Annotated in this window: 25 protein-coding genes and 1 pseudogene; 20 read left to right on the top strand and 6 right to left on the bottom strand. The window is 72.7% G+C overall.

Going from position 1 to position 20,842, the window contains the following annotated elements; all coding sequences use genetic code 11:
- The first annotated feature begins 3 nt into the window (after positions 1-3).
- Positions 4-444: a heat shock protein transcriptional repressor HspR gene (locus ACGF4F_RS19235; protein ID WP_073835059.1), complete on the top strand. Its 441-nt coding sequence runs from the start codon at positions 4-6 to the stop codon at positions 442-444.
- Between the two features lie 146 nt (positions 445-590).
- Entirely contained in the window at positions 591-800 is a 210-nt protein-coding gene (locus ACGF4F_RS19230) for a hypothetical protein (RefSeq protein ID WP_393078897.1), read from the top strand.
- 105 nt (positions 801-905) lie between these two features.
- Here ACGF4F_RS19230 and ACGF4F_RS19225 read toward each other — a convergent pair whose 3' ends face one another.
- The 3 genes from ACGF4F_RS19225 to ACGF4F_RS19215 form a co-directional block, all read right to left on the bottom strand.
- Positions 906-1,334 (bottom strand): hypothetical protein, encoded by a 429-nt coding sequence (locus ACGF4F_RS19225; protein ID WP_357434540.1) that lies wholly within the window; start codon positions 1,332-1,334, stop codon positions 906-908.
- 170 nt (positions 1,335-1,504) lie between these two features.
- Entirely contained in the window at positions 1,505-2,713 is a 1,209-nt protein-coding gene (locus ACGF4F_RS19220; protein ID WP_357434541.1) for a cation:proton antiporter, read from the bottom strand.
- A gap of 5 nt (positions 2,714-2,718) precedes the next feature.
- Complete coding sequence (locus tag ACGF4F_RS19215) at positions 2,719-3,219, bottom strand: cation:proton antiporter regulatory subunit (protein WP_073835053.1); 501 nt, start codon at positions 3,217-3,219, stop codon at positions 2,719-2,721.
- 29 nt (positions 3,220-3,248) lie between these two features.
- Here ACGF4F_RS19215 and ACGF4F_RS19210 point away from each other — a divergent pair, with 29 nt between their 5' ends.
- Complete coding sequence (locus ACGF4F_RS19210; protein ID WP_393078893.1) at positions 3,249-4,340, top strand: hypothetical protein; 1,092 nt, start codon at positions 3,249-3,251, stop codon at positions 4,338-4,340.
- 99 nt (positions 4,341-4,439) lie between these two features.
- Here ACGF4F_RS19210 and ACGF4F_RS19205 read toward each other — a convergent pair whose 3' ends face one another.
- A complete protein-coding gene (locus ACGF4F_RS19205) occupies positions 4,440-4,658 on the bottom strand; it encodes a winged helix-turn-helix domain-containing protein (RefSeq protein WP_357110118.1) in 219 nt (72 codons plus the stop codon).
- A 205-nt stretch (positions 4,659-4,863) separates the two neighbouring features.
- Between ACGF4F_RS19205 and ACGF4F_RS19200 the strand changes: the two genes are divergently transcribed.
- Positions 4,864-5,181, top strand: coding sequence for a DivIVA domain-containing protein (locus tag ACGF4F_RS19200; protein WP_393078889.1), 318 nt, complete (start codon positions 4,864-4,866; stop codon positions 5,179-5,181).
- Positions 5,178-5,429, top strand: a complete 252-nt coding sequence (locus tag ACGF4F_RS19195) for a hypothetical protein (protein WP_357434543.1) — start codon at positions 5,178-5,180, stop codon at positions 5,427-5,429. The genes ACGF4F_RS19200 and ACGF4F_RS19195 overlap by 4 nt, the downstream gene beginning before the upstream one ends.
- Before the next feature lie 59 nt (positions 5,430-5,488).
- On the opposite strand, the gene ACGF4F_RS19190 is transcribed toward ACGF4F_RS19195, so the two are convergent.
- On the bottom strand, positions 5,489-6,625 hold the full coding sequence (locus ACGF4F_RS19190; RefSeq protein WP_393078886.1) for an epoxide hydrolase family protein: 1,137 nt from the start codon (positions 6,623-6,625) through the stop codon (positions 5,489-5,491).
- An 83-nt stretch (positions 6,626-6,708) separates the two neighbouring features.
- On the opposite strand from ACGF4F_RS19190, the gene ACGF4F_RS19185 reads away from it, so the two are divergent.
- The 15 genes and pseudogenes from ACGF4F_RS19185 to ACGF4F_RS19115 all read left to right on the top strand — a co-directional run bounded on the left by ACGF4F_RS19185 (position 6,709) and on the right by ACGF4F_RS19115 (position 19,739).
- The gene (locus ACGF4F_RS19185) at positions 6,709-7,350 is read left to right on the top strand and encodes a helix-turn-helix domain-containing protein (protein ID WP_357434545.1); all 642 of its coding nucleotides are present in this window, start codon (positions 6,709-6,711) and stop codon (positions 7,348-7,350) included.
- A gap of 85 nt (positions 7,351-7,435) precedes the next feature.
- Positions 7,436-10,027: an ATP-dependent chaperone ClpB gene (gene clpB, locus ACGF4F_RS19180; RefSeq protein WP_357434546.1), complete on the top strand. Its 2,592-nt coding sequence runs from the start codon at positions 7,436-7,438 to the stop codon at positions 10,025-10,027.
- Between the two features lie 143 nt (positions 10,028-10,170).
- Positions 10,171-10,545, top strand: a complete 375-nt coding sequence (locus tag ACGF4F_RS19175) for a hypothetical protein (RefSeq protein WP_393078882.1) — start codon at positions 10,171-10,173, stop codon at positions 10,543-10,545.
- Positions 10,546-11,034: 489 nt separating this feature from the next.
- Entirely contained in the window at positions 11,035-11,433 is a 399-nt protein-coding gene (locus ACGF4F_RS19170; protein WP_393078879.1) for a hypothetical protein, read from the top strand.
- Between the two features lie 98 nt (positions 11,434-11,531).
- Entirely contained in the window at positions 11,532-12,161 is a 630-nt protein-coding gene (locus ACGF4F_RS19165) for a DUF4178 domain-containing protein (RefSeq protein ID WP_357434549.1), read from the top strand.
- A 2-nt stretch (positions 12,162-12,163) separates the two neighbouring features.
- Positions 12,164-12,655, top strand: a complete 492-nt coding sequence (locus ACGF4F_RS19160; protein ID WP_357434550.1) for a DUF2617 family protein — start codon at positions 12,164-12,166, stop codon at positions 12,653-12,655.
- A complete protein-coding gene (locus ACGF4F_RS19155) occupies positions 12,652-13,077 on the top strand; it encodes a DUF4247 domain-containing protein (protein ID WP_393078875.1) in 426 nt (141 codons plus the stop codon). Before ACGF4F_RS19160 ends, ACGF4F_RS19155 begins: the two co-directional genes overlap by 4 nt.
- A gap of 30 nt (positions 13,078-13,107) precedes the next feature.
- Entirely contained in the window at positions 13,108-13,530 is a 423-nt protein-coding gene (locus tag ACGF4F_RS19150) for a DUF350 domain-containing protein (protein WP_357434552.1), read from the top strand.
- On the top strand, positions 13,530-14,378 hold the full coding sequence (locus ACGF4F_RS19145; protein WP_357434553.1) for a hypothetical protein: 849 nt from the start codon (positions 13,530-13,532) through the stop codon (positions 14,376-14,378). Before ACGF4F_RS19150 ends, ACGF4F_RS19145 begins: the two co-directional genes overlap by 1 nt.
- A complete protein-coding gene (locus tag ACGF4F_RS19140) occupies positions 14,375-15,943 on the top strand; it encodes a polyamine aminopropyltransferase (RefSeq protein ID WP_357434554.1) in 1,569 nt (522 codons plus the stop codon). The genes ACGF4F_RS19145 and ACGF4F_RS19140 overlap by 4 nt, the downstream gene beginning before the upstream one ends.
- Before the next feature lie 90 nt (positions 15,944-16,033).
- Positions 16,034-16,804: a hypothetical protein gene (locus ACGF4F_RS19135; RefSeq protein ID WP_357434555.1), complete on the top strand. Its 771-nt coding sequence runs from the start codon at positions 16,034-16,036 to the stop codon at positions 16,802-16,804.
- A 147-nt stretch (positions 16,805-16,951) separates the two neighbouring features.
- Positions 16,952-17,479, top strand: a pseudogene (locus tag ACGF4F_RS19130) (hypothetical protein); the annotation flags it as partial.
- A 308-nt stretch (positions 17,480-17,787) separates the two neighbouring features.
- Positions 17,788-18,597: an SDR family oxidoreductase gene (locus tag ACGF4F_RS19125; RefSeq protein WP_357434556.1), complete on the top strand. Its 810-nt coding sequence runs from the start codon at positions 17,788-17,790 to the stop codon at positions 18,595-18,597.
- Between the two features lie 167 nt (positions 18,598-18,764).
- Positions 18,765-19,304, top strand: coding sequence for an orotate phosphoribosyltransferase (gene pyrE / locus ACGF4F_RS19120; RefSeq protein WP_357434557.1), 540 nt, complete (start codon positions 18,765-18,767; stop codon positions 19,302-19,304).
- Between the two features lie 57 nt (positions 19,305-19,361).
- Complete coding sequence (locus tag ACGF4F_RS19115) at positions 19,362-19,739, top strand: helix-turn-helix transcriptional regulator (protein WP_007073957.1); 378 nt, start codon at positions 19,362-19,364, stop codon at positions 19,737-19,739.
- 295 nt (positions 19,740-20,034) lie between these two features.
- On the opposite strand, the gene ACGF4F_RS19110 is transcribed toward ACGF4F_RS19115, so the two are convergent.
- A complete protein-coding gene (locus tag ACGF4F_RS19110; protein ID WP_393078870.1) occupies positions 20,035-20,841 on the bottom strand; it encodes a DedA family protein in 807 nt (268 codons plus the stop codon).
- Position 20,842 lies beyond the last annotated feature (1 nt).

Below are 20,842 nucleotides of genomic sequence, written 5' to 3'. Positions count from 1 at the left end.
GGGATGTCGGAGGAGTTCGTCGGCTCGGGTGACCCTGCCTACGAGGCCAAGGTCTTGATGATCTCGGTGGCGGCCCGGATGGCGGGGATGCACCCGCAGACCCTGCGCCAGTACGACCGGCTCGGCCTCGTGCAGGCCGGCCGGGCGTCGGGCGGTGGCCGCCGGTACAGCGTCCGGGACGTGGTGCTGCTCCGCGAGGTGCAGCGACTCAGCCAGGACGACGGCATCAACCTGGCCGGGGTCAAGCGGATCATCGGCCTGGAACGGCTGCTGGAGGAGGCCCAGCAGCGGGTGGCCCGGCTGGAGGCGGAGCTGGATGCCGCGTACCGGCGGATCGCCGAGCTGGAGTCGCTGGGCCGGTTGTCCCGTGGCGACCTCGTGCCCACCAACCGCACCTCGACGGCGCTGGTCGTCTGGCGGCCACGCCGCACCGGCGACCGCTGATCCCGCCCTCCGCCGCCAGTAGCCACTCATTCCGCGCAGCTCCACGGGATGAGTGGCTGTTCCACGTCCGACAGCCACTCTCTCCGCTAACCTGTGAATCAGGCCCAACCAACTCAATCCGGACTCCGAACTTGGCAGGGGGAGCCATGACGGAATCGGCGAAGAAGGTGGCGCAGGAGGCGGAGGACCGGCTGGAGGAGATGGCCGTGAACATCCGCGAGCGGTTCGATCGGATAACCGAGAGCCGCTTCACCGACAAGATCAAAGAAGGTCGCTTCGCCGACCAGCTGGACCACGGCATCGACCGGGCCAGGCTCGACGAGCGGCGCAAGAAGCAGGGCGGATCGACGAGCTGACGATCCGGCGACGTGCGGGCCGGGACCCACGGGGGGTCCCGGCCCGTTCGCCGTCAATAGACGTGCGGGCCGGGACGCGGTGATGCCGCGCCGGGGTAAAGGGGACTAGAGGCGACGGTTCTCCCGCACCAGGCCGCCCTCGCACCAGTCGGGGTAGGCGAAGAGGTCCGGCCGGGCGAGCAGCACCCGGCTGTTGTGCGCCCAGTTGCGCATCAGCTCGTCCCCGGTCCGCTCGGCCTGCTCGACCAGTTTGCGGAAGCGGCGCTTCGGGTGGGCCCGGAAGTTCGTGCGGATGCCGTCGGCGGCGTAGATGTAGAGGCAGTGCAGGGCGAACCGGCGGGCTGGGCAGGCCGTGTCCATGGCCAGTTGGAAGAGCGTGTGCACCAGGTGGTCACCGGCGACCAGCAGGTCCCAGTCCGGGGGCATGGAGGCCAGCGGGACGGAGTCCGGCTGGTAGGCCCAGGCCCGCAGCTCCGCCGGCGAGGGGTCGACGGGGTTGGCGAAGCCGCGGAACGTTGACTCCTGCACGCTCACCGGCCAACCTTCCGTTTCCGCTGGCGGGGGCACCGGCCACCCGCGGACGCTGGCTGCTGGGGCGACACGGTAACGCGGTTGCGCGTACCTGCGGTAGACCTTCCCGGAACCAATTCGGCGACCGTTGGCCGGGCCGGGTCCACCGTACGGTCGACCCGGCCCGACCAGGGTCAGTCGGCCGCCCCCACCGGGACGGGCTGCCGGGCGGCGGTGCGCTGGCGCAGCCAGCGCTTGAACCAGGGCAGGTCGGGCAGGCGGGCCAGCATCGGCCCGGTCACCACGGTGATCAGCACGTACGCGGTGGCGAGCGCCGCCAGCTTCGGTTCGACCGGTTGCGCGGCGGCGACGGCGAGCCCGGCGATGACGATGGAGAACTCGCCGCGTGGGGTGAGCGCGAAGCCGGCCCGCCAGCGACCGGGCTCGGCGATCCCGGCCCGCCGGGCCGCCAGATAGCCGGTGAGCAGCTTCGTTCCCATGGTGACCACGGCTAGCCCCAGCGCCGGCAGCAGCACCGGGGGCATGTCCAGCGGGTTGGTGACCAGCCCGAAGAACACGAAGAAGACCGCGGCGAAGAGGTCCCGCAGCGGGGAGAGCAGCTCCGTCGCGTGGTGCGCCACCGGGCCGGAGAGCGCGATGCCGACCAGGAACGCCCCGACCGCCGCGGACACCTGCAGCTTGGCCGCGACGCCGGCGACCAGCAGGGTCAGGCCGAGCACCCCGAGCAGCAGCGCCTCGGGGTCCTTCGCGGAGAGCGCCGCGGAGATCAGGTGGCCGTACCGGATGGCGACGGCCAGCACGACGACCACGGTGAGCACCGCGACGGCGAGCGCCACACCGCCCTTGACCAGGCCGACCCCGGCGAGCAGCGCGGTGAGCAGCGGCAGGTAGAGGGCCATTGCCAGGTCCTCGATCACCAGCACGGAGAGGATCACCGGGGTTTCCCGGTTACCGACCCGGCCGAGGTCGCCGAGGACCTTGGCGATCACCCCGGACGACGAGACCCAGGTGACGCCGGCGAGCACCACGGCGGCGATCCAGCCCCAGCCGAGCAGCAGCGCGAAGGCGAAGCCGGGCAGCGCGTTGAGCACCGCGTCGATCAGGCCGGCCGGGGCCGCCGAGCGGAGGTTGCCCACCAGCTCGTTGGCGCTGTATTCCAGGCCGAGCATGACCAGCAGCAGGATGACGCCGATCTCCGCGCCGACGGCGAAGAACTCCTCGCTGGCGTTGAGCGGCAGCAGGCCGCCGTGGCCGAAGGCGAGCCCGGCGAGCAGGTAGAGGGGGATGGGCGAGAGGCCGACCCGGCGACTGAGCCGGCCGAGCAGGCCGAGCAGCAGCAGCAGCGCGCCGACCTCGATGAGCAGAATGGTGGTTTCGTGCATCCGCGTCAGCCGTCCGGGTCGGTGTCGGCAAGGATTGCGCTCACCCCGTCGAGGCCCTGGCGGGTGCCCACCACGACCACGACGTCACCGGCCGCGAAGCGGAAGGTCGGGTCCGGCGAGACGATGACCTCGCCGTCCCGTAGCACCGCCACGATGGAGGCGCTGGTGCGGGTACGCGCCTTGGTGTCGCCCAGCCGCTTGTTGACGTACTTCGAGCCGGCCGGGATGGCGATCTGCTCGGTGAGCAGCCCTGCGGCCTGCTCACGCAGCCCGGAGAGCTGGCCGAGCATCAGCGACGCGCCGAGGATGTCGGCGAGCGCCTCCGCCTCGTCGTCCGTCAGCGGGATGTCGGCCTGACAGGAGTCGGGATCGTCCGGGTCGTAGAGGACGAGATCCCGTCGGCCGTTGCGGTGGGACACCACGCCGACCCGGCGGCCCGATTCCGTCACCAGGTCGTGACGTACGCCGATCCCCGGTAAGGCAGTCTGTTCGACACGTACTCGCACGCAGGCGAGGTTACCCGGTTGGAGCTCGGATGGATTCGGCAAGATCCCGCCGCCCGGTCGTCCTCCTGCTGCTGCCCGTGCTGACAGCCTGCTCGATCGGCGACGTCCGCCGGCCACCGCCGGACCGGGCCTCCGCGTCACCCCGACCGTCGGTGACCGCGCCGCCGGTCGCCGACGTCGATGAGGTACGCCGCGTGCAGGTCGCCGTCCCCGACCGGTACGACCCGCCGTTCGTCGAGTTCGTCGACGCCGACCAGGCGTACGCCCTCTTCGCCACCTGCGACGGCCGGCCCCCCGGCCGGGACTGCCCGGCGCTGCTCTTCGCCACCGGGGACGGTGGGCGGTCCTGGCGGGCGCTGCCGCATCCCCGGCCGGTCGCCGACAACCAGCAGCTCTACGCCCCGAAGGGCCTGCTGGTGCTCGCCGCCGAGCCGTTCGGCTGGTACGCCTCGACCGACGGCGGCGTCACCTATACCCACCACCCGGGAAACGCGCCGCCGCCGGTGCTGTCGGGTGCCAACGGCCAGTTCCAGGTCGCCGAGCAGGACGGCCGGGTGGCCCGCTGGGACGGCCACCGGCTGCGGCCGTTGGCCGCCCAGCCGGGACTGCCGGCCGTGAACACCGTGCGCGAGGTCGAGGATCTGCTGGTGGCGGCCGGCGCGAGCGACGGGAGGCCGTACGCCGCGGTCTCCGCGGACCAGGGACGGCACTGGCAGCGGACGGAGGTGCCGGCGCTCGACGGCGAGGTCGGCGTGGTGCGGGTGATGCGCTCGCCCGACGGCGAGGCCTGGCTGGTCGGGGAGCGACCGGACCGGACGGGCTTCCCGGCGCTCTGGCGCTACCGGGGCAACTGGCAGTTGGTGCGAGCCGACGGCCGCCCGGACCGGATCCACTCGGTGGCCCCCGCCGGCGCCGGGCGGGTGGCGGTGACCGGGCCGGACGGCGTGGGGGTGGTGGTCGACGGCCGGTACGAGCGGGTCAGCTGGCCGGTCGGCCCCGAGCACTACCTGTCGCTGCTCGCCGACGGCACGCTCGCGGCCCGCGCCCCGGACGAGACGGTCCTGTCCGTCGGGCCGGTGGGCGCCCGCCGCTGGATCAGGGTGGTCCTGGTCGGCGACTGACCGCTCGGCCTTTGGGGCCGCGCTCGTCCCGGGCGCTCCGGCGACCGGCACCTTCGGTGGTGGCCTCCTTTGGAGCTGAATCGCTTGTGCCGGCCTGGCCTACTTCGGCTCGGCGACGAAGACGCCGACCCCTTCGAGGGTCTCGGTCAGACCGGTCGCGCGCAGGATCATCATCGCCTTGCCGACCACGGTGTCCGACACGCCGTATTCCTTGCACAGTTGTGACCGGCTCGGCAGCTTGGTGCCGGGCGGCCACTCTCCCGAATCGATCTTGCTTTTCAGCTCGTCTGCGAGCACCTGGTACTGCTGCTTGGGCATACACACTCCCCGGATGGCATGCCCATTCGATCACGCAGCAACCTCCAACCTCAAGCAATCGCGGGTTGGTCGTTGACCTACAACCGCTACCGATTGTAGGTTCCCCTGTGAACGCTTCCGGATGGCACTGGGGCGCTCATCTGGTCGGGACGGGCATCCCCGTGCTCCGTCCCGACCTCGCGGATGTCGAGAAGGGATCAGCATCGTGCGTAACCTCCTGCGACCCCTGTCGAAGCGCCGGAACGTCGGCCCGATCAGTCAGTCGCCGGCCAGCGCCTACCGCTCGGCGTCGTACCTGCCGCTGCGGCCGTGGCAGGTGCGGAGCCGCACCTTCGCCACCCGGCGGCGCGGCCTGGACCCGGTCGAGGTTGCCGCGTTCCTCGACCGCGTCGCCGGCGATCTTGCCGCGGCACAGGCCGAGGTGGTCCGCAGTCGGGCGGAAACGGCCCGGATCAAGGACGCGCTCCGCGAGTGGCAGTCCCGCCAGGCCCCCACCATGCGTGACTTGGCCCGGCGCCCGTGACCAGCCGCTACGTCATCCACCTGCCGGTCCGGGCACCCGACCTGGCTCGGGCGAAGATGCTCGGCCGGACCGCCGCCCGCTCGCTGGCCTTCCTTACCCACGTCGACTCCGGCGAGACCACCGTCTCCACCGAGGACAACCAGGGGGTACGCCATCGCGTGTTCTGCGACCTCCGTCTCGACGACGGCCGCCGATGCATCCTGCGCGCCGACCACGAGACTCCCTGTACGGCCCGCCTGCCCCGCTGACCGCGGTGGGTTGCCCGGTCGGGACCGGATTCCCGACCGGGCACGTGAGCGGCCGATGCTCAGCGAAGCGAGGCGAAGAATTCCCGGATATCGCCGACCAGCACGTCGGTCGCCTCGTGGGCCGCGTAGTGCCCGCCGACGTCGCCGCGCCCCTCGACCTCGGTCTGGTATGCCGTCCACCGCACGATGTTGCCGTGGTCCCGCTCGGCGAAGCGGCGGATCGACTGGAAGTCGCCGGGGAACATGGCCAGCGCCGTGGGCGTGGTCGTCGGCCCGGTCGGGTGCTCGGCGGTGTGCGCGTCCTCCCAGTAGAACCGCATGGACGAGGCGGCCGTGCCGGTGAACCAGTAGATCGCCACGTTGGCCAGGATGAAGTCGGCGTCCAGGCTCTCGTCGAAGAGTTGTGCGTTCCAGGCGAGCAGCCCGACCGGTGAGTCGGCCAGCGCGAACGCCAGGGTCTGCGGCTGCTGGCTGTGGACCTGGTTGAAGGAGAACTTGTTCTCGTAGAACCACTGCAGGTGCTTGAGGGCGGCCTGGTCGGCCGCGGAGAGTCCGGCGAACTCGGCCGGGTCGCCGGACGGGAACGAGAAGAGCTGGGTGACGTGTACGCCGATCACGTGCTCGGGGTCGATCCGGCCGACCTCGGGCGACACCAAGGAGCCACCGTCGTTGCCGACCGCTCCGTAGCGGTCGTAGCCGAGGCGGGCCATCAGCTCCGCCCAGGCGCGGGCGGTGCGGTAGCGGTTCCAGCCGGCGCTGCGGGTCGGCCCGGAGAAGCCGAAGCCGGGCAGCGACGGGATGACCAGGTGGAACGCCGGCGAGCCCGGGTCGGCCGGCTCGGTCAGCGGGGCGATCACGTCCAGGTATTCGACCACCGAGCCGGGCCAGCCGTGGGTGAGCACCAGCGGGGTCGCGTCCGGCCGGGAAGACCGGATGTGCAGGAAGTGGATGTCCTCGCCGTCGATCTCGGTGACGAACTGCGGGTACGCGTTGAGCCGCGCCTCGACCGCCCGCCAGTCGAACTTCTCCAGCCAGTACGTCGCCAGCTCGCGGACCCGACCGGTCGGCATCCCGTACGCCAAGCCGGCGCCGGGCAACTCTCCGGGCCAGATGGTGCGGCGCAGCCGGGCGGCCAGGTCGTCGAGCGCGGCCTGGGGGATCTCGACGCGGAATGGGCGGATGGCGGTGCTGGACATGCGCTGCTCCTTCAGAACGGAATGTTTCGTTCCGATTCACAGTAGCAGAGCGGAACGATCCGTTCCACTGCTAGTCTGGAGCCATGTCGAACCCGACCGACGCCCCCCAGTTCCCCGGCCGCCGCGCCCAGGCCGCCCGGAACGACGCGGTGATCCTGGAAGCCGCCCGCGCCGTCTTCCTGGCTGACCCGAAGGCGCCCATCGCCACGGTGGCCGAGCGGGCCGGCGTCGGTATCAGCGCTCTCTACCGGCGCTACGCCGGCAAGGAGGACCTGCTCCGCAAGCTCTGCCACGACGGCCTGCGGCGGTACATCGCCGTGGCGGAGGAGTCCGCCGCCGACCCGGACGGCTGGCGGGCCTTCGCCGGGTTCCTGGAGCGTGTCGTCGATGCCGACGTGCACTCGCTGACCGTGCATCTCGCCGGCACCTTCACGCCGACCGAGGAGATGGGGCGGGACGCGGTGCGCTCCGGTGAGCTCACCGCGGAGTTGGTCGAGCGGGCCAGGGCGGCCGGCCGGCTCCGCGCGGATGTGGTGGTGCAGGACGTCGGGTTGCTGCTGGAGGGGTGCGCCGCGATCCGCGTACCCGATCCGGAGCGGACCCGGGAGCTGCGTCGCCGGCACCTGGCGCTGCTGCTGGCCGGTCTCGCCGTGGCCGAGCCGCCACTGCCCGGGCCGCCGCCGGCGGCCGGGGAGTTCGACTGGCGGTGGCGACGCTCCGAGTGAGCCAGCTCACACCGTCGGAGTTGAGCGGAATAGACTCAACTCTGGTTGTGTCGATTCCAGTGGACACGCCGATCCGGGGGAGCCCATGAACACGGAACGCCTCACCACCAAGAGCCGCGAGACCATCACCGGCGCCGTCGCGCTGGCGAACCAGCGCGGCCACGCCACCGTGGAGCCCTGGCACCTGCTGCTGTCGCTGCTCGACACCGAGGGTTCGACCGCCGCCGGCCTGCTGCGCGCCGTCGGGGCCGACCCCGCCGAGCTGCGCCGGGTCGCCCAGCGCTCGGTCGACGCCCTGCCCGCCGCGCACGGCTCCAGCATCGCCGAGCCCACCCTGGCCCGCGAGTTCGTCAACGCCATCGGCGCCGCCGAGCAGATCGCCCGGCCGCTGGGCGACGAATACACCTCGACCGAGCACCTGCTGGCCGGCCTGGCCCGGGTGGGTGGCGCGGTCTCCGTCGCCCTCAAGAACGCCGGGGCCACCGAGGAGAACCTGGTCGCCGCCTTCCCGACCGTCCGCGGCGGGGACCGCCGGGTCACCACCGCCGACCCGGAGCAGACCTACCAGGCCCTCGCCAAGTACGGCGTCGACCTCACCGCCAGCGCCCGCGAGGGGAAGATCGACCCGGTCATCGGCCGGGACTCCGAGATCCGCCGGGTGATCCAGGTGCTGTCCCGGCGTACCAAGAACAACCCGGTGCTGATCGGTGAGCCGGGCGTCGGCAAGACCGCCATCGTCGAGGGCCTGGCTCAGCGCATCGTCGCCGGTGACGTACCCGAGTCGTTGCGGGACAAGAAGCTCGTCTCGCTCGACCTCGGCGCGATGGTGGCCGGCGCGCAGTACCGCGGGCAGTTCGAGGAGCGGCTGAAGTCGGTGCTGGAGGAGATCAAGAACTCCAACGGCCAGGTCATCACCTTCCTCGACGAGCTGCACACCGTGGTCGGCGCTGGCAAGGGCGAGGGCTCGATGGACGCCGGCAACATGCTCAAGCCGATGCTGGCCCGGGGCGAGCTGCGGATGGTCGGTGCGACCACGCTGGACGAATACCGCGAGCACATCGAGAAGGACCCGGCGCTGGAGCGCCGCTTCCAGCCGGTGCTGGTCGGCGAGCCGACCATCGAGGACACCATCGGCATCCTGCGCGGCCTCAAGGAGCGCTACGAGGTGCACCACGGCGTACGGATCACCGACGCCGCGCTGGTCGCCGCCGCCTCCCTGTCCGACCGCTACATCACCGACCGGTTCCTGCCCGACAAGGCGATCGACCTGGTCGACGAGTCCGCGTCCCGGCTCCGGATGGAGATCGACTCCCGGCCGGTCGAGGTGGACGAGATCGAGCGGGCGGTGCGCCGGCTCGAGATCGAGGAGATGGCGTTGGCCAAGGAGCCGGACGCCGCCTCCGCCGAGCGGCTGGAGCGGCTGCGCAAAGAACTGGCCGACAAGCGGGAGCAGCTCACCGCGCTTTCCGAGCGCTGGCAGCTGGAGAAGAGCCACATCACCAAGCTCTCCACCGCCAAGGAGGAGCTGGAGCGGCTCGGCGGCGAGGCCGAGCGGGCCGAGCGCGACGGCGAGCTGGAACGCGCCGCCGAGCTGCGGTACGGCCGCATCCCCGCCCTCAAGGCCGAGCTGACGCAGGCCGAGGAGGAGCTGGCCCGGCTCCAGGCCGACGGCGCGATGCTCAAGGAGGAGGTCGGCGCGGACGACATCGCCGCGGTGGTCGCCTCCTGGACCGGCATTCCCGCCGGCCGGCTGCTCGAAGGGGAGACCGCCAAGCTGCTCCGGATGGAGGAGTCGCTGGGTTCCCGGGTCGTCGGCCAGCGCGAGGCGGTCGGCGCGGTCGCCGACGCGGTCCGCCGGGCCCGGGCCGGCGTCGCCGACCCGGACCGTCCGACCGGCAGCTTCCTCTTCCTCGGCCCCACCGGTGTCGGCAAGACCGAGCTGGCCAAGGCGCTCGCCGAGTTCCTCTTCGACGACGAGCGGGCCATGGTCCGCATCGACATGAGCGAGTACGGCGAGAAGCACTCCGTCGCCCGCCTGGTCGGCGCCCCGCCCGGCTACGTCGGCTACGAGGAGGGCGGCCAACTCACCGAGGCGGTGCGCCGCCGGCCGTACTCGGTGGTGCTGCTCGACGAGGTGGAGAAGGCCCACCCCGACGTCTTCGACGTGCTGCTCCAGGTGCTCGACGACGGCCGGCTCACCGACGGTCAGGGCCGCACCGTGGACTTCCGCAACGCGATCCTGATCCTCACCTCGAACCTGGGGTCGTCGGTGATCAGCGATCTGACGCTGGCCGAGGAGCAGCGCCGGGAGGGTGTCCTCGCGGTGGTCCGGTCGCACTTCAAGCCGGAGTTCCTCAACCGCCTCGACGACATCGTGGTGTTCGCCGCCCTGCAGGGCGCGGATCTGCGGGCCATTGTCGACATCCAGCTGGACCGGATGCGCCGCCGGCTGGCCGACCGCCGGCTCGGCCTGGCGATCACCGACCCGGCCCGGAGTTGGCTCGCCGAGCACGGGTACGACCCGATCTACGGCGCCCGTCCGCTGCGCCGGCTGGTGCAGTCGGCAATCGGCGACCAGCTCGCGAAGGCGCTGCTGGCCGGCCAGATCCGCGACGGCGACACGGTCAAGGTCGACCTGGCCGACAGCAAGGAAGGCCTGATCGTCACCGCCGCCTGATCCACCCGTCCGGACCGGCCCCGCCCTCGGGCGGGGCCGGTCCTGTCCCCGGGCCTCGATCCACCTGCGTCCGGTGTTGCGGCCTGCGACAACTTTCCGATCAACGAGTGGTGGGAGGGGCGTTCGGGGAAAGGATGAGGGGCATGGTGGGGATCGGAAAGGACCGGGAGTTGGACTCGGCCGTCGAGGAGTTGGCCCGGGCGGACACGCTCGCGTTCGGCGGAGTCGGGTTCGCCGGGACGCTGCTGCCGGAGACCGAGGCGTACCGGCGGGTCGAGCAGGCGCTGGACGAGCGTCCTGACGCGGCCCGGAAGCAGGTCGACTGGCTGCTCCGGCACGGGTCGCCGGCCGGGAAGGCGTACGCCGCCACGCTGCTGGACAAGGCCGACGCGGCGGCGGGGCGCGCGGCGTGGACGAGGCTGCGGACCGACGAGGCCGAATTCACCACGTTCACCGGCTGCCTCATGGGTCGGGCGAGCCTGCGCGAGTACGCCACGGAACGCCTCGCCGGGAATTGACCGGCGGTCCACCCGGAAACGGGACTGCGGAAACCGGTGGGGCCCCGTAGCTTTCCGGGATGACCTCGACCGCCACTCCGCCGACCCGCCCGCCCCGCCCGAAGGCCGTCACGACGGCCTCCTGGTTGCAGCTCGCTGCGTCGGCCCTGCTGCTGGTGGCGGTCGGCCTGGTGGTGTGGCACGCGATCTGGTGGAACGGCGAGATCGACCACGCGGCTCGGCTGGTGCCCGCCGCCGATCCGGCCGAGGTGGACGGTGAGCGCTTCGGCAACATCATGATGTCCTGCGTGGTGGGGGTGCCGGCGCTGCTGCTCGCGGCCCTCCTCGGTGCCGCCGCCTGGGGTGTCCGCCGCGGCAGTGTCGGCGCCCGGATCGCCGTCTTCGTGGCCGGCGGTCTGCAACTGCTGGTCGGCCTCGGCCAGTGCCTCTGCGCGGGGCGCGGCGCTCCCGTTCCTCTTCGCGTTCGGCGGCCCGCCCGAGGCGGGGGACATGCCCCCCGAGTTCTTCCCGGAGGAGTCGAGGTTCATCCAGACCCTCTACGACACCGATTCCTACCCGGCCGAGGACCTCCTCTTCGCCGGGGGCGGACTGATCGCGCTGCTGGTCTTCGGGCTCACCGCCACCGCCATCGTGCTGCTGGCGCTGCCCACGTCCCGCCACTGGTTCGTGCCCCAGGCCGCCCAACCGCCGCACCCGCCGGTCGTCTATCCGGCGCCCTACCTGCTGCCGCCGGGCTACATGATCTGCCCCGACCCGCGGGCCCACGGCGTCCCGTGGCAGTACCCGGCCGCACCGGAAGGCAGCGCGCCCGCCCCCGCCGCGCCGGTCGATCCCACGGGAGCGCCCGACGGGCCGCCCCCGCAGGCCGCCGATCCCAACCGGGATTGAGCGACGCCGGGTAGCTGACCAGCCACTCAGCGAACGTCGTTTCGGCGGGCGTGCGTCCGGTTGTTACCGTCTCCGCCGACGCGTGTGGGGAGGCGGTCGTGAACGGAACGGTGGCGTATCTGCTGGTGACCCTGGGGTGCCTGCTCGGGGCGGCCGGTGTGGTGATCGCCCTGGTGGCGCTGCGCAAGGCCCGCACCGGGCCCCGCCCGCCCGCCCCTGGCGACCCGTTCCACGATCGGGACGCGGACGCGCTCCGCGGCGACCCCCGCCGGCTCAAGCCCGGCGACATCGTGGAGATCCGCCAGGTCCCGTACACCGTCCGTGGCTCGGTGCACCTGGTCGAGGGCGGCTGGAGCTGGGCGGAACACCTGCTCGACGATGCCGGCGGGGTGAAGCGCTGGCTCTCCGTCGAGACGGACCCGGATCTGGAGCTGGTGCTCTGGACCGCCGAACCGTCCGCCACGGTCACCCCCGGCGCGCCCACCCTCGACGTCGCCGGCCGCCGCTACAGCTGGGACGAGTCCGGCCAGGCGCGCTACACCGCCACCGAGGGCACCGGCCTCGACCCGCGCGGCACCATGCGCTACCACGACTACCAGGCGCCCGGCGGGGCCCGGCTCTCGTTCGAGGCGTACGGGGAGTCCGGCTGGGAGGTGGCCCTCGGCGAGAAGCTGCACCGCGCCGAGGTGATGATCTATCCGCAGGGCGACCCGGAGCAGGCGGGCTGAGCGTGCTGGTCGCCCTGGACGCCCCGTACGTCGACACCAGTGCCGCCGACCTGAGCCTGGCCCTCGGCGGCCCCGAACGCCCCGCCCTGCACGTCCGCGAGCTAGCCCTGCCCGACGGCGTCCGGCTACGGCTGCGCCTGCTCGGCGCCTCGCACCAGGTGGTCTGCGGCGCGCTGGTCGAGACCGTCGCCTGCCTGCCCGGCCGCGCGCCGCACCTGCCCGACACCCTGCACGACCCGGTGGCCGGCTACCGGTTCACCGCCACGGTGCTGCGGCCGGCCGGCGACGGGCTGCGTACCCAGGTCGCCGCGCTCCGCGCCGAGCTGGCCGACGACCCGTACGCGCTGGTCGGGGTCTTCCCCGGCGACGTGGACGCGGTCACCGCGCTCTCCGTCCGCCCCGACCCGCCGGACGGCTCGGTGGCCTGGCGCACCTGGCACGCGTATCCGCAGACCAACGAACTGGTCCTGACCGAGACGGTGGTGGAACTGTGACGTACCGACGGTGGTTCGTGGTGGGGGTGGCCGTCGCGGTGGTCGGCGTGCTGGTCGCCGTCTTCGCCGTCTTCTACGGCAGCTTCTCGCCGCGCGGCTACGTCGAGGACCACTACACCCGGGCGGCCGGCCGGGACATCGGCTCCGACGCGCTCGCGTACACCTCGACCCGCTCACCGAGCCAGGTGGCGGAGGATGTCACCGACGCCTGGCAGCCGGCTGACGAGTACGTCGACGGCAGCGGCGTCTACCTGCGCTACGACGACGACTCGGTGGTGATCCTGCCGGTTGCCGCCGGGTCGCTGATCCTGCTGGAGCGGATGACCACCGCCTACCCCCGCTACCACCACGTCGTCGGCCGCGGCTGGGGCTGGGGCCGTGGCAGCACCGTCCGGGGCGGCGGCCCCGGCGCCGGCAAGTAGCCCGTCCGACCCCTCACCCTGGAGTCCCCTGTGCAGCATCTCGTCACCGATCTGCTGGTCACCCTCGCCTACGGGGTGGTCGGCGTCGTCCTGATGGGCATCGGCTACCTGCTGGTCGACCTGGCCACCCCGGGCCGGCTCAACCAGCTCATCTGGACCGAGCGCAACCGCAACGCGGCGCTGCTGCTCGCCTCCAACCTGGCCGGCGTCGGCATCATCGTGGTCGCCGCGATCGCCGCCAGCCCGGACGACTTCGTGCTCGGCCTGGTCGGCGCGGCCGCGTACGGCATCCTCGGTCTGGTCATCATGGCGGCGGCCTTCGTGCTGCTGGACGTGGCCACCCCGGGCAAGCTGGGTGAACTGCTGGTCGACCCGGAGCCGCACCCGGCGGTCTGGGTCTCCGCCGTCGTGCACCTCGCCACCGGCGCGATCATCGCCGCCGCGATCAGCTGATGGCCGGCGGGACGCGCCCGGCCCAGGCGAAGCCCCCGGCGAAGGGGAAGTCGCACGGGTGGCAGGCGGCCCTGGGCGCGGCGGTGCTCCTGGGCGCCGTCGGCCTCTGCGTCGTCGGGGCCGTCAGCGGCGGCTCCGACGACCTGAGCGTCCCCGCCCCGGCGACCGACGAGCGGACGGACACCGTGCCGATCCTCCGGGACGCCTTCGCCAGCCAGGGCATCTGCTACGGCTGGCGACTGACGGACGGGTACGACGTGGTCAGCGTCGGATCGAACCTCGGCGACGGGACGGCGGTCGGGGACGCGCCGGGCTGCCCGCGCTGGATCGAGGTCAGCGCGGACATCACCTACACCTCGGAGAGCAGCGAGGCCAACGACTCCGCCTGGATCCGGGTGCGGGGTTCCGACGACCTCGGCCTCGCCGACCTGCAAGCCGTCGAGACCGGGCTGGGCCGGTTCGAGCTCGACGAGGACGCCTTCGTCGACGACCCGGGCTGGGCGATCACCCGCGCCGCCACCACGTTGCCGCTGCTCGCCGCCGAAGCCGGCCTGGCCGGGCCGGCCGCCACTCCGAGCGCCGACCCGGCGGCCCCGGCGAGCCCGCTGCCGTCCGCCGGCGACGACTTCTGGCGGGACCGCTGGGGCTGGCTGCTCGCCGCCGTGGCGCTCCTCCTGCTCGCCGCACTCTTCATCACCGTGGGCGTGGTGCAGCGCCGCCGGACGACTGCTCCGGGTCGCGGCGCGGCGACAGACGCGCCGAGCCGGAGTGGTCGCAAGCTCCGGTCGCGCACGCCCGCGCAGCGCGCCGGGGCGGAAGCCGCCGGGCGTACCCGGGAGAAGGCGTGACCACCGACGCGCCGGCGCCGCCGCGACGGCGCGCGGCCCGCGCGGCGGTGCTGCTCGCGGTCTTCGTCTGCGCGGCCTGCGGCCTGGTGTACGAGCTGGCGCTGGTCGCCCTCGGCAGCTACCTGATCGGCGACGCGGTCGGCCAGGCGTCGATCGTGCTCGGCGTGATGGTCTTCGCGATGGGCATCGGCGCGCTCGCCGCGAAGCCGTGGCAGTCCCGGGCGGCGGCCGCGTTCGCCGCGGTCGAGCTGACCCTCGCCCTGCTCGGCGGCCTCTCCGTGCTCGGCCTATACGCCGCCTTCGCCTGGCTCGACCTCTACGGGCCGGCGCTGGTCGGCACCGCGTTCGTGCTCGGCCTGCTGATCGGCGCGGAGATCCCGCTGCTGATGGTGCTGCTGCAACGCATCCGCGAGCAGTCCGCCGGCGACGCGGTGGCCGACCTCTTCGCCGCCGACTACGTCGGCGCGCTGCTCGGCGGGCTGGCCTTCCCGTTCCTGCTGATACCGGTCTTCGGCCAGCTCAAGGGCGCCCTGGTGGTCGGCGCGGTGAACGCGGTCGCCGGCCTCGCGCTGGTCTGCACGGTGTTCCGGGCCGACCTCGGGCGCCGGGCGCGGCTCGCGCTGGGGGCCGGCTCCGTCGTGGTCGCCCTCCTGCTCGGGTACGCCTGGATCACCGCGCACGACTTCGAGGTGACCGCTCGCCAGCAGCTCTACCGCGACCCGGTGGTGCACGCCGAACGCAGCCGCTACCAGGAGATCGTGCTGACCCGGTCGGTGCGCGAGGTCGGCCACGCCGACAGCGACCTGCGGCTCTTCCTCAACGGTGACCTCCAGTTCAGCTCGGTCGACGAATACCGCTACCACGAGTCGCTGGTGCACCCGGTGCTGCGCGGCCCGCGCGGCGAGGTGCTGGTGCTCGGCGCCGGGGACGGGCTGGCGCTGCGGGAGATCCTGAAGTACCCGGACGTGCGCCGGGTGACCGTGGTCGACCTCGACCCGGCCGTGGTACGGCTGGCGATGCGCGAGCCGCAGTTGCGCGAGCTCAACGGGAATTCGTTCGCCGACCCCCGGGTGCGGGTGCTCAACCTGGACGCGTTCGGTTGGCTGCGTACCGCCACGGAACGCTTCGACGTGGTGGTGGCCGACCTGCCCGACCCGGACGAGACGGCCACCGCCAAGCTCTACACGATCGAGTTCTACGCGCTGGTCCGCTCGGTGCTCGCCGCCGGCGGGCGGCTGGTGGTGCAGGCCGGGTCGCCGTACTTCGCGCCGCGGTCGTACTGGTCGATCGAGCGATCGGTCCGCGAGGCGGGCTTCGCCACCGTGCCGTACCACGTGGACGTGCCGAGCTTCGGCGACTGGGGGTTCGTGCTGGCCGCACCAGGCACCGGCGCGCCGGCGCTGGAACTGCCCGCCGACGCCCCGCCGCTGCGTTTCCTCACCCCGTCGGTGCTGGCCGCGGCGGCCACCTTTCCGGCCGACCGGTCCCGGGTGGACGTGCCCGCCTCCACGTTGCTGCAACCCCACGTGCTGGAGTACGCCCGCGCGGAGTGGCGCGGCTATTAGGTTCCGGGCGCGGCGGGTCCCCGCTCTCGTGTCGTGCCCTCCTGGCCTGGTCTCGTTACCGTGGTCGTGTGATCTAGGGAAGGAGAAACAATGGTCGATGCCCAGGGCCCCCCGGCCCGCACCCGCCCGGGAGTGGTGACGCTCTCCAGTTGGCTGCTCATCCTCGTCGCCGCCATTCAGGTGGTGAACCTGATCCTGACGCTCGCCACCATCGGCACTGTCCGGGACGTCCTGCGGGACGCCTATCGGGGCAGCGCCGCCGAGCAGGCGGGCGATTTCGCGTACGCGGCCGCCATCGGCGGCGCCGCGCTCACGCTGCTGCTCGCGATCGCGCTCGTCGTGCTCGCGCTGCTGAACAACCGGGGAAAGAACGGCGCCCGGATCACCACCTGGGTGCTGGGCGGCATCCTGTTCTGCTGCAGCGGCGCGGGCCTGGTGAGCAACGCGACCGGCGGCCTGACCGGCGGTGGCTCGACCGGCGGCAACATGCCGAGCCCGGAGGACCTGCAGCGCCGGCTCTCGGACGCCCTGCCGTCCTGGTACGGGCCGGTCAGCAACCTGCTCGGCCTGGTCGCCCTGCTGGCCCTGCTGGCCGCGCTGATCCTGCTGGCGCTGCCCAGGTCCAACGAGTTCTTCCGCAAGCCGAAGCCGGCCTGGGAGCCGCCCCTGCCGGGTGGCACCTACCCGGCCTACCCGCCGGCCCCCGGGTACCCGCCCGCGCCGGGCTACCCCGGCCAGCCGCCGGCGCCCGGCTACCCGCCGGCTCCGGGTCAGCCACCGGCTCCGGGTCAGCCTGGCCAGCCCGGTCCGTCGTCGGCTCCCGAGGACCGGCCCGGTCCCCAGCCGCCATCCGGAAGTTGACGCTCCGATAAGAGCGACTCGGACGATCCCTCCGAGTAGGTTGCAAGCCGACGCCTACCGGAGGGATCTGTCGTGTCGCACCCCGTTCAGGCTCCGCCCCGCCGTCCGGGGGTGGTTGTCGCGGCGGCGGCGGCGGTGCTGCTGCTGATGGCGGCCGGCGCCGTGGCGTACGCGGTCGCCAACCTGGCGGTCACGCCCGGCACGGTGGACCGGTTCCGGGTGGCGGCGCGCGCCACCGGGGCCCGCGAGAGCGAGATCGACCCGCTGGTGTCGCTGCTGCGGGGCTCCACCGCACTGTCGGCCGTGGTCGGGGTGCTCGTCGGGCTGGTGCTCGTCGGGCTCGCTCTCGGCCTGCTCGCCGGCCGCCCCGGAGCGCGAGTCGGCACCTGGGTGGTCGCCGGCCTGGGCCTGTTCTGCGGCTGCTGCGGACTGGCGGTGCTGGTCGGTCAGCGGGCCGCCCCGCTGCGTCTCGGCGCCGACGAGCGGGTGACCGCCGACCTGCTCGCCCGGCTCGGCGACGCGTACCCAGGCTGGTGGATTCCGCTGAACGCGGCCCTGTCGGTGGCCCAGGTGCTCGGGTACCTGGTGGTCGCCGCCCTGCTGACGCTGCCTGGCGCGAGCGCCTTCTTCCGCCGACCCGCGCCCACCGGTCCCACCGCCGGCCCGGCGGCCCCCACCGGCCCCGTCCCGCCGGCCGGTCCGCTGCGCCCGATGCCGTCGGCCGGTCCGCTGCCGCCGGCCGGGCCGGCCACGCCGGCATCCGGTCCGGCCTACGGCCCGCCGTCGTCCGCGCCGCCCGCGTCCGCCGGCTCGGCTCCGCCGTATTCCGGCCCGCCCGCTTCGACACCGCCGTATCCCGGTCCATCCGCGGCCCACGGAGCCCGCTCGCCGTGGGCGCCACCCGCACCTCCGCCGGCCGGGCCGGGACCGGGCGGCCCGCCGCCCACCCCGTCCGGACCGACGCCATCCCCTGAGGATCGCCCGTGACCGACGAACCGCTCCCCTCCCCGCGCCGCGCGTTGATCACCGGCGCCAGCCTGGGCATCGGCGAGGCGTTCGCCCGCCGGCTCGCCGCCGACGGCTGGGATCTGGTCCTGGTGGCCCGGGACGCCGGCCGGCTCGCCGCCACCGCCGCCGAACTCAGCGGGCGGTACGACCGCCAGGTCGAGACGATTTCCGCGGATCTGTCCACCGACGACGGCTGTTCGGTGGTGGAACGCCGCCTCGTCGCCGAGCCGCCGGTCGGGCTGCTGGTGAACAACGCGGGCATCAGCCTGAACACCCCGTTCGTCCGCTCGACGGTCGAGGACGAGGCCCGGCTGCTGCGGTTGAACGTGCTGGCCGTGCTCCGGCTGACCCACGCGGCTCTCCCGCCGATGATTGAGCGGGGCAGTGGGGCAGTGATAAATGTCTCTTCCGTTGCGGGTTTCGGCGTGCCCATGCCCGGATCGACGTACTCGGCCAGCAAGGCCTGGGTGACGAATTTCAGTGAGTCGATCGGCCAGTCGGTGGCGCCGCTCGGCGTGCGGGTAATGGCGCTCTGTCCCGGCTACACCCGCACCGGCTACCACGAGCGCGCCGGCATCGACATGTCGCGCACCCCCGGCTGGATGTGGCTGCGGCCCGCCGAGGTGGTCGAAGAAGGGCTGCGTGACCTGCGGAAAGGCAAGTTGGTCAGCGTGCCGAACTGGAAGTACAAGCTGGCCGTGGCGGGCCTGCGGCACGCGCCGCGACGGCTGCTGCGCGGCGTCTCCCGGGACACCCGGGGGCGGGCCGGCCGGGGCCGGGACTGACCGCCGGCCGGTCGCGTGGGCGTTTCCGTCGCCGGGATCATCGTCCGGCAACCCGGATGGACGGTCGCACAGCGTAGTCGGGCATAGCCACTCGTCGGTCGCCCGCAGGGTTGACGCGGGAGGACCCCACACACACCTCCCAGACTCGCGAAGTACCCTCTATCGCCATGGAGGACCACGACGACCTGCGTAAATTCATCACCGACCTGGCTGTGGTCCATGGCCGTGTGGTGCTCTCGTCCGGCCGCGAGGCGGACTGGTACGTGGATCTGCGTCGCGTCACGCTCCATCACCAGGCGGCGCCGTTGGTCGGCCGGGTGATGCGTGACCTGACCGCCGACTGGGCGTACGACGCGGTCGGCGGGCTGACCCTCGGGGCCGATCCCGTCGCCGCCGCGATGCTGCACGCCTCGGCCGGGACCGACCGGCCGCTGGACGCGTTCGTGGTCCGCAAGGCGGGCAAGGCGCACGGTCTGCAGCGGCGCGTCGAGGGGCCGGATGTCGCGGGTCGCCGGGTCCTGGCGGTGGAGGACACCTCGACCACGGGTGGCAGCGTGTTGACCGCCGTCGAGGCGTTGCGTGAGGCCGGGGCCGACGTGGTGGGCGTTGCGGTTATTGTTGATCGAGGCGCCGGCGACGCGGTGCGAGCCGCCGGACTGCCGTATCGGGCGGCCTATACGTTGGCTGACCTCGGCCTTGTGGCCTAAAAGTTTGCCGATTCGGATCTGCTGATATGCAGGCGGATCGATGCTGCTGGTGGAAGGATGGAATACGTGGGAACTGCGTTGGCTGAAATGACCATGCCTCAGATCTCGCCGCTTGCCGGCGAGCCGATCGAACGTGCCGACGCCGAGCGGCTCGCGGGGGTCCTCAAGGCCCTCGCCGACCCCGCCCGGCTGCGGCTGCTCAGCCTGATCCAGTCGGCCCCCGAGGGCGAGGCGTGCGTGTGTGACCTCACCGCGCCGCTCGGCCTCTCGCAGCCGACGGTCAGTCACCACCTGCGTATCCTCACCGAGGCCGGCTTGCTGGAGCGGGAGAAGCGCGGTGTCTGGGCGTACTACCGGCTGGTGCCGACCGCGATCGCCACGATCGCGGATCTGCTGACCCCGCCGCGTAAGCGGGCCACCAAGAAGGCCCGCTGAAACCGGACGTGTCCGAGCTTCGGGGTTGACTGTCCGGGCTAAGGGCGCGGCGTCAGACGGCCTTCATTCGGCCCGGCGTGCCGCCGAGCGGCGCAGCGGCCGAATTATGGCCGCCGGCCGAGCCCGGATGTCCGTAGGCCGCCCCGATTGAGTGCGGCGATGGGTGGCGTGCCAGGGGTGGCGCCACCACCGGACGGTGACGGCTGCCCGTCATCCGTTCCACCCGCAGAGCGGCAGGTTATACGCGGATGGCCGGCCCCCCGGTGAGGGGGACCGGCCATCCGGCGTATGTCGGTCAGCGGTCCTGCGGGCCGCGGCGTCGGTGGTCGTCGTCCCGCAGGGCGTCCCGGTACGCCTCGGCCGCGCCCGCCGCGCTGGAAGCGGCGACCACCGCGGCGGCCTCGCCGCGCTTGCGCGCCCGCCGGTCGCGGAGGAACTCGAAGAAGATCGGCAGCACCGAGATCACGATGATCAGGGCGACCACCGGCAGGATGTACCGGTCGATCTTGTCGCCGATGGCGTTGTAGATCTGGTCGGCCAGCAGGTAGCCGACCAGCAGGATGCCGTCCACCCAGAGGATCGCGCCGACGACGTTCCAGAGCAGGAACTGCCGGGCCGGCATGCCGAGCACCCCGGCCACCGGGTTGAGGAAGGTCCGCACGATCGGGATGAAGCGGGCCAGCACCACGGCCTTCGCCGGGCCGAACTTCTGGAAGTAGTACTCGGCCTTCTCCACGTACTCCCGCTTGAACAGGCGGGAGTTGGGGCGCTCGAACATCCGCCGGCCGTACCGGGCCCCGAACCAGTGCCCGAGCTGCGCGCCGATGATCGCGCAGAGCGGCCCGCCGACCAGCAGCGCGACCAGGTTCAGCCGGGTGCCGGCGCCGAAGATCGCGTCGGCCACCGGCGAGGCGGCTACCCCGGCCAGGAAGAGCAGCGAGTCGCCCGGGAAGAAGAAGCCGACCAGCAGGCCGGTCTCGGCGAAGAGGATCACCCAGACGCCGACCAACCCGAAGGTGTGGATCAGGTCCTTCGGATCGAGCGGGTTCAGCGCCACGCTTTCGGAGAGCGTCCGGGTCTTCTCTGCTGTGTCCACGGCCACA

Source organism: Micromonospora sp. NPDC047740 (assembly GCF_043204735.1).
Lineage (GTDB): Bacteria > Actinomycetota > Actinomycetes > Mycobacteriales > Micromonosporaceae > Micromonospora.
This window is presented reverse-complemented; position numbering and strand designations above follow the sequence as displayed.

Coding starts and splice junctions, on each gene's coding strand:
- ACGF4F_RS19190 (WP_393078886.1), bottom strand. CDS start 6,625: ATGTCCAGCACCGCCATCCGCCCATTCCGCGTCGAGATCCCCCAGGCC.
- ACGF4F_RS19175 (WP_393078882.1), top strand. CDS start 10,171: ATGGTGGGGATCGGAAAGGACCGGGAGTTGGACTCGGCCGTCGAGGAG.
- ACGF4F_RS19205 (WP_357110118.1), bottom strand. CDS start 4,658: ATGCCCAAGCAGCAGTACCAGGTGCTCGCAGACGAGCTGAAAAGCAAG.
- ACGF4F_RS19220 (WP_357434541.1), bottom strand. CDS start 2,713: ATGCACGAAACCACCATTCTGCTCATCGAGGTCGGCGCGCTGCTGCTG.
- ACGF4F_RS19235 (WP_073835059.1), top strand. CDS start 4: ATGTCGGAGGAGTTCGTCGGCTCGGGTGACCCTGCCTACGAGGCCAAG.
- clpB (WP_357434546.1), top strand. CDS start 7,436: ATGAACACGGAACGCCTCACCACCAAGAGCCGCGAGACCATCACCGGC.
- ACGF4F_RS19185 (WP_357434545.1), top strand. CDS start 6,709: ATGTCGAACCCGACCGACGCCCCCCAGTTCCCCGGCCGCCGCGCCCAG.
- pyrE (WP_357434557.1), top strand. CDS start 18,765: ATGGAGGACCACGACGACCTGCGTAAATTCATCACCGACCTGGCTGTG.
- ACGF4F_RS19115 (WP_007073957.1), top strand. CDS start 19,362: ATGGAATACGTGGGAACTGCGTTGGCTGAAATGACCATGCCTCAGATC.
- ACGF4F_RS19170 (WP_393078879.1), top strand. CDS start 11,035: ATGCCCCCCGAGTTCTTCCCGGAGGAGTCGAGGTTCATCCAGACCCTC.
- ACGF4F_RS19210 (WP_393078893.1), top strand. CDS start 3,249: ATGGATTCGGCAAGATCCCGCCGCCCGGTCGTCCTCCTGCTGCTGCCC.
- ACGF4F_RS19145 (WP_357434553.1), top strand. CDS start 13,530: ATGGCCGGCGGGACGCGCCCGGCCCAGGCGAAGCCCCCGGCGAAGGGG.
- ACGF4F_RS19230 (WP_393078897.1), top strand. CDS start 591: ATGACGGAATCGGCGAAGAAGGTGGCGCAGGAGGCGGAGGACCGGCTG.
- ACGF4F_RS19135 (WP_357434555.1), top strand. CDS start 16,034: ATGGTCGATGCCCAGGGCCCCCCGGCCCGCACCCGCCCGGGAGTGGTG.